Source organism: Ruegeria sp. CK3 (assembly GCF_056536565.1).
Window position 1 is genome coordinate 125,291 of the sequence record NZ_JBQFPV010000014.1, and the last position, 11,354, is coordinate 136,644.

9 protein-coding genes and 1 pseudogene are annotated in these 11,354 nt (G+C 59.5%); 5 read left to right on the forward strand and 5 right to left on the reverse strand.

All coding sequences use genetic code 11. The features are described 5' to 3' along the window. Window positions 1-49 precede the first annotated feature (49 nt). The 5 genes from ACR0C3_RS20645 to ACR0C3_RS20665 all read right to left on the reverse strand — a co-directional run bounded on the left by ACR0C3_RS20645 (window position 50) and on the right by ACR0C3_RS20665 (window position 6,601). Window positions 50-3,385 carry an adenylate/guanylate cyclase domain-containing protein gene (locus tag ACR0C3_RS20645; RefSeq protein ID WP_480760287.1) on the reverse strand — a complete coding sequence of 1,112 codons (3,336 nt, stop codon included), beginning with the start codon at window positions 3,383-3,385 and terminating at the stop codon, window positions 50-52. Window positions 3,386-3,544: 159 nt separating this feature from the next. Next, window positions 3,545-3,898: a putative quinol monooxygenase gene (locus tag ACR0C3_RS20650; RefSeq protein ID WP_480760288.1), complete on the reverse strand. Its 354-nt coding sequence runs from the start codon at window positions 3,896-3,898 to the stop codon at window positions 3,545-3,547. A gap of 259 nt (window positions 3,899-4,157) precedes the next feature. Further along, window positions 4,158-5,618 carry a xylulokinase gene (gene xylB, locus ACR0C3_RS20655; RefSeq protein WP_480760289.1) on the reverse strand — a complete coding sequence of 487 codons (1,461 nt, stop codon included), beginning with the start codon at window positions 5,616-5,618 and terminating at the stop codon, window positions 4,158-4,160. Between the two features lie 71 nt (window positions 5,619-5,689). After that, window positions 5,690-5,896 carry a hypothetical protein gene (locus tag ACR0C3_RS20660; protein WP_170473656.1) on the reverse strand — a complete coding sequence of 69 codons (207 nt, stop codon included), beginning with the start codon at window positions 5,894-5,896 and terminating at the stop codon, window positions 5,690-5,692. Between the two features lie 75 nt (window positions 5,897-5,971). Then, entirely contained in the window at window positions 5,972-6,601 is a 630-nt protein-coding gene (locus ACR0C3_RS20665; protein ID WP_480760291.1) for a LuxR C-terminal-related transcriptional regulator, read from the reverse strand. A 219-nt stretch (window positions 6,602-6,820) separates the two neighbouring features. Here ACR0C3_RS20665 and ACR0C3_RS20670 point away from each other — a divergent pair, with 219 nt between their 5' ends. From ACR0C3_RS20670 to glyA, 5 genes and pseudogenes are all read left to right on the forward strand, one after another. After that, entirely contained in the window at window positions 6,821-8,062 is a 1,242-nt protein-coding gene (locus ACR0C3_RS20670; RefSeq protein WP_480760292.1) for an aminotransferase class V-fold PLP-dependent enzyme, read from the forward strand. 28 nt (window positions 8,063-8,090) lie between these two features. Further along, window positions 8,091-9,287, forward strand: a complete 1,197-nt coding sequence (locus tag ACR0C3_RS20675; RefSeq protein ID WP_480760293.1) for a malate--CoA ligase subunit beta — start codon at window positions 8,091-8,093, stop codon at window positions 9,285-9,287. Continuing rightward, window positions 9,287-10,174: a succinate--CoA ligase subunit alpha gene (gene sucD / locus ACR0C3_RS20680; RefSeq protein WP_480760295.1), complete on the forward strand. Its 888-nt coding sequence runs from the start codon at window positions 9,287-9,289 to the stop codon at window positions 10,172-10,174. Before ACR0C3_RS20675 ends, sucD begins: the two co-directional genes overlap by 1 nt. Continuing rightward, window positions 10,174-11,145, forward strand: a complete 972-nt coding sequence (locus tag ACR0C3_RS20685; protein ID WP_480760296.1) for a 2-hydroxyacid dehydrogenase — start codon at window positions 10,174-10,176, stop codon at window positions 11,143-11,145. Before sucD ends, ACR0C3_RS20685 begins: the two co-directional genes overlap by 1 nt. Window positions 11,146-11,219: 74 nt before the next feature. Next, window positions 11,220-11,354 (forward strand): annotated as a pseudogene (gene glyA, locus ACR0C3_RS20690) (serine hydroxymethyltransferase); the annotation flags it as partial.

Consider the following 11,354-nt stretch of genomic DNA (forward strand, 5'->3'; position numbering starts at 1 on the left):
GATCTCCCCCACTGGCTGTGACAATTCTACTTGCTCAAATTCCGCCCGATCATGCCTCCGGCTGTTTTGTTTTTAGGGTTTTCAAAATGGCTTTTGCCTCGACCAGCGCGGGTGCCTTGGTCTTGTCGGCGGCCACGGCCTTCGAGATCTCACCAAGGCAGTTTGACGAGGTCTCAAGCTCGGCCAATTCCCGAATGACATGCAAAAGCGGGCCGTAATGGCCAAGCTGCAACGCCACCATGGCAGCGTCTTTAAGGTGGTCGATCCCGGCGCTGTCTTCCCCGTGGGCCAACGCCAACCGACCGCGCAGGCAGGTCAGGCCGACAATCCAGAACTTCTCACCGCTGTCGTTGGCGAAGGCTTCGGCTTCGTCCAACAGTTCCTCGGCCAGTTCCAGTTTGCCGTGCAGAATGGCCGCGTCGGCGTAGAGGCACAGGAAGAAGCTCAGACCAAGGCGGCAACCGGTATCGCGCCATTCGCGCAGGCCCAGGGCGATCTCTTCTAAGGCCTTTTCACCATCTGTGCTTCGGCGCACCCAGCCATTCATGACCCGCGCCCAACCGCGCCAGAACTGGAAAGAATATTCCTCGGACAGGGCGATCAAAATGGCTGAACTGTCTTGAACCGTCGCCTCATCGCCCCGGAAATGGGAAATCCATCCAAGGAAAGCATTGGCGAAGGACTGGCTGAACGGGTGCGCGGTTTCTTCGGCATGGACCAGCGCTGCCTTGATCGCTGTCAGGGCACTGGATTCGTCGCCTGACAGCCAGTAGGAAAGCGCGCGATAGCCCTGAAGGGCAACTGCAAGGTCAACCACATCGAAATCGAGACCCATGAAGCGATGTTCGATGGACAGATTGACCTCAAGCCCGGCCTCAAGATGTTTCAACGCGTCCTTGGGATGGCCCAGATAGGTCTGCAGCGATCCCATTGAACGTTCGGCTGAGACAATGGTCAGCGGGCTCGATAAATCCTGACAAAGCGAGACCAGCCGGTCTGCATTCTGTTTCGAGATCTCATATTCTCCGCCCAACATGGTCGAGCGGAACTGCCCGTAGACCACTTTGAACAGCCGCTCTGTCTCACCATACTCGCGGCAGAGGGATTGCGCCCGCGCATAGGCCGACAGAACCGACTTATGCGCATAGCCCCTAACGAAGGCCAGAGGCACGGCGATCATGATCTGCATGTCTATTTCGCGCCGGTCGCGTTCCTGCGATTGCGGCATTTCCTGCAAGCATTCCAAAGCATGCTGCAAATGGGTGATCGCCTCGACATTCGCCGAGTGGTCCAATGCCTGCCGCGCGGCGGTCATCAGCTTGCCCTCGGCGGCAGGGTAATTGCCGGCACGCCAGTAGTGATGGCCCAGAATTTCAGGCTCTCGCGCGACTGTTTCGGCGTATTTCTCCTCAAGAACTGCAGCGATTTGGCCATGCCATCTTGAGGCTGTCGAGCGCAGCATGGATTGATACGCGGCATCCTGGACCAAGGCATGGCGGAACCGGTAGGCATCTGCTGTACCCGGCTGGCCCGCGGGCACGATCAGCTCGGTTTCAAGAAGCTGGTTCAGCGCTTCGGTGATGTCGTTTTCAGTCCAGTCCAGAACCTCGGACAGCAGCTTGCGCTCAAAGTTTCGGCCGATTGCTGCGGCGACCTGAACGATCTCGCGGCTGGCCGACAAACGGTCTAATCTGGCCATCAGCGAATCCTGCAGCGATTCCGGGATCGCCATGGACAATTCGGCCTGACTCTGGCCGCGGTTGACCAAGAGACCGGATTCCATCGCCATCTTGGTCAGCTCTTCGACGAATAGAGGCACACCATCCGTGCGGTCGGCCAATTGACTGAGAACTTCCGGCGACGGCCGCACGCCCGAGATGCTTTCAACCAGTTTATAGATGTCACGGCGTACAAGCCGATTGAGCTCCAGGCTTGTGACATGGGACTGGTTGCGCCATGGCGATTGGAACTCGGTCCGAGCGGTCATCAGGATCAGGCAGCGGCGGTTCGACACCTGTTCGATCCATCCGTTGACGAATTCCAGCGTCGAGGCGTCGAACCAATGCACATCGTCGAGCAGAAGCAATAGCGGCTGGTGCTGTTCCAGCCCCGCGCACAATTGCAAAAGCGCCTCGATCAACGCACCTTTCTCCCGCTCGGGCCCCATCGGCGCGACCAGAGAGGTGCTGTCTTCCAGCCCCATCAGGCGCAGGATGGGCGCGGCGCAGGTTTCAGAATCCAGGTTCAGATCGGTCAGAAAGCGGGTGACTTTGTCCCGGCTTTCCCCGGGAGGCGCATTGGGCAGCATGCCCGTCAGCGTCGTCAGCGCATTCTTGATCGGGAAAAACGCGCTGCTTTGATGCAATGGTGATCCGAACAGAGTGAACTGGGTGGAGTCCTCGTCGGTTAGCTTGTCCTTGAGGCCAAAGGCGATCTTGGATTTGCCTACACCCGCGTCGCCGGTCAGCAGCAGAACCTGCCCCTCTCCGTCCAGCGCGCCGTCCCATCTGGACTGGACCAGAGCGATTTCGGCTGTGCGCCCGATGGTGGGTGTCTTGTCGTGCGCGAAGTCTTTGCGTCCGGTTTCAAAGCCGGAAATCTTTGGCCCGACCACGTAGAGCTGCAACGGTGTGCTGACGCCTGCCAAGGGCGGGCTGCCGATCGAGGTGAAATCCAGGCGCTCTCCGATAAGTCTGCGTGTCACTTCCGAGACAACCACCTGGCCCACATCTGCGGCAGCCTGAATCCGCGCCGCCACATTCGGTGTATCGCCAAACAGCCAGACCTTTTCCGAGCTTGATGTGCCTGCCGCCGTGCCCACCACCACAGGTCCAGTATGGATCCCGATCCGCACATTTGTCGAAACCGACTTGTCCGTCAGTCCGGCATTTCCGTCGCGCGCAGCGCCCGCGATCTCAAGCGCGCAAAGAGCGGCGGAGTAGTGGCTGAGTTCCTGCGCGGTGGGATAGCCGAAGATGGCGACCACACCGTCTCCGGCATAGTTGGCAATCTCGCCGCCGAACTTGGTGACGGTCCGGCCAACCAGCTCGCGGTATTGCGTGATCAGTTCGCGGTAATCCTCGGGGTCGAGCCTTTCGGACAGGGCCGTCGACCCCACCAGATCGCAGAACATGACGGTCAGTTGGCGACGTTCGGCCACGTCTTCAGGTGCGTCCTTGGGAGAGGGCAATGGGGCAGCCGGTGGGGGACTGTCCTGACCCAGCAGAGCAGCCCCGCAAGCGGTGCAGAACTTTGCGTGCGCCATCGCTGACGCGCCGCAGGATCCACAGGCTAGGGTCAGTGCATTGCCGCAGCCGTGGCAAAAGTTGGACCCGGCATGATTGGCCGCGCCGCATTTGCTGCAATTGACATTCGGACGTCCCAAAATGGCTGCCCCTGAGCGCTGAAATTGCGCCGAATATGAAACAAAGAAACAATTTCGCGTTCTTTAGTATCACAAAATCTACAATTCGTCGCCCATGAATTGTGCGCGGGTTTTGCACGCCCGCAAAGGGTTACTCACTGGTGCGGGCTGGCACGGTAGTTAAGACCCCGCCTGCGGGCGCAGAAACCCCCCAATTCTGTCGATGTTTTCGACCAGAAAGAAAGGGCTATCAGAGCCGGGTATGGGCTGAAAAAGCTGCCCATGGTCTTTTTTGAATGCGGTAAAGATCGGGCCGTTCACATGGTCCAGAAAAGCCTGGAAGTTCTTGTAGATTTCGATGAAAACGACTGTGCCGTCACTGCAGGGCGGAGCCGAGTTTTCGCCGCCTGTGTGGATGAGGTAGCCCCAGGTGTCCTCTTCCTGCTTCACATCCTGGGCCAGTTGCTTGAGGGCTGCGATCCCCTCGGCCTCCTGTTCGGGTTTCAAATACCAGGTCGCGATTATGCTATACATATCGATAGTCCTTTCTGGGGGCAGGTCTGCGTCCGATCCGTGATCAGCTCTGCCCAGACGGATCAAATTGATTGATCTTTGTGGCGCGGTGGCCCTCGGGAAATGAGAGTTCAAAATGCCGAAAGAAAGCCTGCAACAGGCGCGTCGGATGAGGGCCACGCACCCTTTACATTAACATATCATGCGCTGGACTGGCAAAAACCAGATGTCGCCAGAGGGTGTGAGCGGCTCGGGCCGTCACCGCGCGACGGCCGGACTATCAATCCCGCGAGGAGATCTGCCGAAGAGGTCCATAGGCGGCTTTGAACTGTGCCTTGGCTGCCTCGTAATCTGCGGTTTTGCTGCCGTCGGGCAGAACGCGTTCGCGGATGTTGGGAGGGGTCAGGATGTCTTCGGGAGACGCTCCGGTTTCTGCGATCTGGCCAAGACGCGCGGCACCCAATGCAGCGCCAAACTCTCCGTCCTGAGGCAGCTCGATTGGCACGTTCAAAACAGTTGCAATCAGCTTGACCCAGTAGCGCGATTTTGTACCGCCGCCGATGCCGATCAGCCGATCAATCCGTGCGCCAGTCTGCACCAGCGCGTCATAAGAGTCGCTCAGACCATAGGCGACCCCCTCAAGTACGGCGCAGGTCAGATCGCTCTTGTCGGTGTCTTTTCCCAGCCCGGTAAAGCCGCCGCGAATGTTGGCGTCGTTGTGCGGGGTGCGCTCGCCTGAGAGGTAAGGGTAGAACTGAACGCGCCCCGGCGTACGTAGCTCGTCGCCCAGTGCGAGGGTCAGGTCGGCGGGTTTTTGGCCAGTGATTTGGCCCAGCCAATTCAAACTGTCGGTTGCAGACAACATAACGCCCATCTGATACCAGCGATCGGGCACTGCATGGCAAAACGTGTGCAATGCCGAGGCGGGATCGGGGTGGAAGCCATCGCGCGCAGCCAGCAGCACTCCGGAGGTGCCAAGCGAAATAAACCCGTCTCCTTCGTTCAGAGCACCCAAACCACAGGCAGCCGCGGCGTTGTCTCCGGCACCGCCTGCGACCGTGACGTTATTGCGCAGACCCCAACGGCCGGCAAGATCGGCGCGAAGGATACCTGCGGGCTGGCAGCCTTCGACCAGACGGGGCATCTGAGAGTCCGACATTTGCCCAGCGGTCAACAGCTCCTCCGACCACGCGCGGCGCGAGACGTCCAGCCAGGACGTGCCAGCGCTGTCTGACATGTCAGCGACGTAATCGCCTGTCAGATAGTAGTTCATATAGGCCGCAGGCAGCAGAACTTTCGCGATACGGGCGAAGTTTTCCGGTTCATGTTCCTTGACCCAGAGCAGTTTGGGGGCCGTAAAGCCGGGGAAAACGATATTGCCCGAAATCTCTCGAATACCGGGGAGGGCGTCCAGATGCTGGGCCTCGGCATCCGCGCGCGTGTCGTTCCACAGAATACAGGGCCGGATCACGTCACCTGCGGAATCCAGAAGCGTTGCGCCATGCATGTGGCCCGCCACGCCGACGGCTCGCAGATCGTTGAATTCAGGATAGGCGTCCCGCAACGTGGCAACCGCCCCCTCTAGCGCCGCGATCCATTCGGCGGGGTCCTGTTCGCTCCAGCCGGGATGTTTATGTTCGGACGTGCAGGAATGCTCTGCCGATCCGAGCACACTGCCGTCTTCAGCCAAGAGCAGGGCGCGCAGCCCGGACGTTCCCAGATCAATGCCAAGGTAGCTCATACTGCGTCGCCTCTGATTTCATAAGTTTGCAAACGGTTTATTCTGTTTTTGAGGAGTCTGCAAAGCGCGGATCAACCGCCGATGTAGCTGCCGGTCTTTGGGCGATAGAAAATCTTCTGATCATGCAGCTTGCCCAGAAGATCATGCATCCGGCGGATGGTGTCTTCGTTGGTCTCGTTCGCCTCAATGGAATAAGAGGCCATCGCCTGTCGCAGGGCTTGTTCGATCAATTCCATATCCTCGATGGAGAGTTCGAACATGTCATTATATTGCGGCATTGGAGGTCCTCCGGCTGCGGGTGTGAAACCAAAGCATGCCCGGAAACCCCGAGTTTTACCAGATTGCAGGCCGCATCAGTCCCTTTGCATCCGCGTTGCATAATATTGTGCAATGGCTTGGGTCCGGTTTTTGACGCCCAGCTTGTCGTAGATGTTCGAAAGGTGGAACTTCACGGTGTTCGTCGAAATCTCGAGCTCTTTTGAAAGTTCGCGATTGGACATGCCCTGCGCCAACGCCTCGAGGATGGTGCGTTCCTTGCGCGACAGGCTTTCGATCGGGTCCTGCTGCATTTTCCTGACGTCGATGAACGGAAACACCATCTTGCCCGCGGCCACCTTCTCGCAGGTGTCCAGAAGCCCTTCGACCTCGCCCGAGCGTGCGGCAAACCCGGCAGCCCCGGCCTGCATCGCAAGTCGTGGAACGTCGGCATTGGCATCGCCATAGACCACGAAGCGCGGTGCGCTGGCCTGATCGCGCAGCACCTCGATCAGTTTGGCAGCGCCAAGGGCGGGCAATGTCCAGTCCACCACACCGACCTGAACAGGCACCCGCATGACCGTACCAAGGAACCCCTCGGCCGTGGCCGAAGTCGCAACCAATGAGAATCGCGGGTCGCGTTCAAAGATCTCCGACATCGCCGATAGGACCAGAGGGTTGCCGTCTGCCAGCATGACGTCGATGGGCTTTGATGGAGCTTCAGCCATATGAATTTGCCCTTAAAGCTCAAAAACTACCCAAATGGGTGGGTACGTTTTTGGTATACTATCGTATTTTTACACCTTTGGGTAGGTAATATCCCATCCTATTAGGCATGCTAAATCAGTAGTAAGTTACGTTGCGTGATCTGGCAAGACCACGTTTTCTACACGGCAACTCAACCAAACGGGCCGCTGAGCCTGAGAAACAGCCGAGGAAGCCGCACAATGACTTTCCAGATTTTCCCTCCGCTCGAAATCCCCGAGACCCTTGCAGCGGGTCCTGGACCCGGCAACACGGATGCCCGCGTGCTGCAAGCCTTTGCGGGGGCAGGGGTCGCTGATCACATGCAGGGCGATGTTCTGCGCGGAATGATCGAGTGCAAGCATATGCTGCGCGAAATCTGGGGCACGCAGAACGCCTATACCTTTGCCGTCGCCGGCACGGGTTGGAGCGCGCTGGACACTATGTTCTCGGCCGTCATGCCGGGCGACAAGGTTGTGGCTTTTGCCAACGGCACATTCTCGGGCATTGATGCGCTGACCCTGCGGATCAAGGCGGCGACGCCCGCCGAACACGCAGCCAATCCGCTTGACCCGCAAGCTGCCAGCGTCACCGTGATCGAGGTTCCGCATGGCCAGTCTGTCACCGGAGAAATCGTCGAAGCAGCCCTGGCTGAGCACAATCCCAAATGGGCGTTCATGGCGCATTGGGAAACCGGGTCCGGTCGGATCAACGACATTCGCGGCTTTTCGGATGCGTGCGAGCGTCACGGCGCGATGGGTCTGATCGACGCGGTGTCGTCGCTGGGGGTGGATGACTTCTCGATCGACGACTACCCCGGCATCGCGGGTTGGGCCTCTTGCCCGCAGAAAGGTCTGTGCTGCCTGCCGCTGACCTACGCTCCGGTTAGCTTCACCGATGCCTTCATCGACAGCCTCAAGACCAGCGGTGCCTACACCTATGTGCACAACCCGATTTTCGAGGCTCGCCATTGGGGGATCGTCGACGGCAAGGACGTCGAAAAAGGCACCTATCACCGGACGCATTCGGGCTATGCCGTGGCCGCCTTCCACGAGGCGCTGCGTCTGACCTTGCAGGAAGGGCTGTCCAAGCGCGCAGCGTCTTACCGCATTCACGAACGCGTCCTGCGCGATGCCGTGGTCGAACTGGGGTGCGAGGTCACCTCGGACATGCCCAGCCTGATCGTTCTGAACCTGCCGCCGGAGCTTGCGGGTCGCGAGATGGAGTTGGTGCAGAATTGCCGTGCGCGCGGTTTTGGCATCTGGCCCACGCTCAGCGCGCCTGTGCAGGTGCGGATCGGTATCCTCAACCAGTTGAACCGGAAATCAGTCAGCCGGATCGTGCGCCTGTTTGCCGAGGCAATGCGCGAGTTGGGCGGGCAGATTGATCGGGACGCAATCGAAGCCCTGCTGGAAAGCCGCTACGGCACTTCGATGGCTGCTTAATTTCACTGCAAGAACGGGAGGATTGCAGATGGATATTCACGAATATCAGGCGAAAGAACTACTTTCGAATTTCGGTGTTGAAGTGCCGCCCGGTGCTTTGGCCTATAGCCCGGAACAGGCGGCCTATCGGGCGCGTGAACTGGGGGGCGACAAGTGGATCGTCAAAGCGCAGGTCCACGCAGGCGGCCGCGGCAAGGCCGGCGGGGTCAAGCTGTGCAACACCGAAAACGAGATCTACACAGCCTGTGATGACATGTTTGGCCGAAAGCTAGTCACGCATCAAACCGGCCCCGAAGGCAAAGGGATTTACCGCGTCTACGTGGAGGCAGCGGTGCCGATTGATCGCGAAATCTATCTGGGTTTCGTACTGGACCGCTCGAGCCAGCGGGTCATGATCGTTGCGTCCTCGGAAGGCGGAATGGAGATCGAAGATATCTCGGCTGAACGCCCGGACAGCATCGTGCGTTCGATCGTTGAACCCGCAGTGGGTCTTCAAGAGTTCCAAGCCCGTGAAATCGCGTTCCAACTGGGGCTGGAGCCTAAGCTGATCCAGCACATGGTCCGCACGCTGCAGGGCTGCTACGCCGCCTTCAGCAATCTGGATGCCACCATGGTCGAGATCAACCCTCTGGTAATCACAGGGGACGACCGCGTTTTGGCGCTGGACGCTAAGATGAGCTTTGACGACAACGCCCTGTTCCGTCACCCGCAGATCGCCGAATTGCGCGACAAAAGCCAGGAAGACCCGCGCGAAAGCCGCGCCGGAGATCGGGGCTTGTCCTATGTTGGTCTCGACGGAAATATCGGCTGCATCGTCAACGGCGCCGGTCTTGCGATGGCGACCATGGACACGATCAAACTGGCTGGCGGAGAGCCTGCGAACTTCCTCGATATCGGTGGCGGCGCCTCTCCCGAGCGTGTGGCTAAAGCTTTCCGTCTGGTTCTGTCGGACGACAATGTGCAGGCCATTCTGGTGAACATCTTCGCCGGTATCAATCGCTGCGACTGGGTGGCCGAAGGCGTCGTACAGGCGCTGAAAGAGCTGGATATCGACATCCCTGTCGTCGTGCGCCTGGCCGGTACAAATGTGGAAGAGGGTCAGAAGATCCTTGCCAAATCCGGCCTTCCGATCATCCGAGCCACCACTCTGATGGAGGCGGCCGAACGCGCTGTCGGCGCATGGCGCAACGACCTTACCCAAGGCACCAAGATGAGGGCTGTGTAATGAGCATTCTTCTCGATCGTAACTCGCGCGTGATCGTGCAGGGTATCACCGGCCGTATGGCGCGGTTCCACACCAAAGATATGCTGAACTACGGCACCAATGTAGTGGGCGGCGTGGTTCCCGGTAAAGGCGGTGAAACCGTCGAAGGCGTTCCGGTCTTCGACACCGTCAAGCAGGCGGTTGAGGCCACTGGTGCGGATGCCAGCCTTGTGTTCGTGCCGCCTCCCTTCGCGGCGGACTCGATCATGGAGGCCGCAGATGCCGGTATCCGCTATTGTGTCTGCATCACCGACGGTATTCCCGCGCAGGACATGATCCGCGTGAAACGCTACATGTACCGCTATCCCAAGGAAAAGCGCATGGTTCTGACCGGGCCGAACTGCGCGGGCACCATCTCACCCGGCAAAGCGCTGCTGGGGATTATGCCGGGGCATATCTACCTGCCGGGCAATGTTGGCATCATCGGTCGCTCGGGGACCCTGGGCTATGAGGCTGCGGCCCAGTTGAAAGAGCGTGGAATCGGTGTCTCGACCAGCGTTGGCATCGGCGGCGACCCGATCAACGGCTCGTCCTTCAAGGACATACTGCAGCGTTTCGAAGCGGATGAAGACACCCACATCATCGCCATGATCGGTGAGATCGGCGGCCCTCAGGAGGCCGAAGCGGCTGAGTTCATCCGCGATCACATCACCAAGCCTGTGGTGGCCTATGTTGCGGGTCTGACCGCTCCGAAAGGCCGGACCATGGGTCATGCGGGTGCGATCATCTCGGCCTTTGGCGAAAGCGCCAGTGAGAAGGTTGAAATCCTGTCGGCCGCCGGTGTGACTGTGGCCGAAAACCCAGCGGTGATCGGTGAAACGATCGCCCACGTGATGGAGGCTGCGTGATGGTCAAACCCTCAGTTTTTGTCACACGTCGCTGGCCTGCCGCCGTCGAGGCGCAACTGGCCGAGAACTACAACACCGTGCTGAACACCGGGGACAAGCCTATGTCCCCGGCAGAAATCCGGCATGCGCTGAAATCCTATGATGCGGTCCTGCCGACTGTGACCGATACGCTCAGCTCCGAGGCGTTGGACGTTCCGGGTGTGCAGACGAAAATCCTGGCAAATTACGGCGTAGGCTACAGTCACATCTGCGAGCCCTCAGTGCGTGGGCTGGGCATGACCGTCACCAACACGCCGGACGTGCTGTCCGAATGCACCGCCGATATCGCGATGACCCTGCTGCTGATGGTGGCGCGCCGCGCGGGCGAAGGGGAACGCGAGCTGCGGGCCGGCAATTGGACCGGCTGGCGCCCCACGCATTTGATCGGCACCAAGGTCAGCGGCAAGGTGCTGGGCATCATCGGCTATGGCCGCATCGGGCAGGAAATGGCCCGGCGTGCCCATCACGGCTTCGGTATGCAGATCGTTGTCTATAACCGCAGCAAAATCGCGCCCGAGGTTCTGGCCCAGTGCAATGCCATTCAGGTCGAAACCGTGGATGATCTGCTGCCGCAATGCGATTTCGTCTCGCTGCATTGTCCCGGCGGGGCCGCAAACCGGCACCTGATAAACGCGCGCCGTCTGGATCTGATGAAACCGGATGCGTTCCTGATCAACACGGCCCGAGGCGAGGTGATCGACGAACGCGCCCTGATTCAGTCCCTGACCTTCGACATGATCGGAGGGGCAGCGCTGGACGTGTTCGACGGCGAACCCCGGATCAACCCCGACCTTTTGCAATGCGACAACCTAGTGATGCTGCCCCATCTCGGCAGTGCCACCCGTGAGGCGCGCGAGGCGATGGGGTTCCGGGTGTTGGACAACCTCAGCGACTTTTTCGAAGGCCGCGAACCGCGCGATCGCGTGATCTGATCCGCCCGCATATCACTTCTCTGCTCTGACCTCTATATGGGGTCGGGCCTCGGACCGCTCAGGAGGAAAGCGTCATGAACGCCCCCAATCGTATCGATGGTTTTTTCACCCAGTCTTTGTCGGACCGTGATCCTGAGCTTTTCGGTTCGATCACGTCCGAACTGGGCCGTCAGCGCGACGAGATCGAGCTGATCGCGTCGGAAAACATC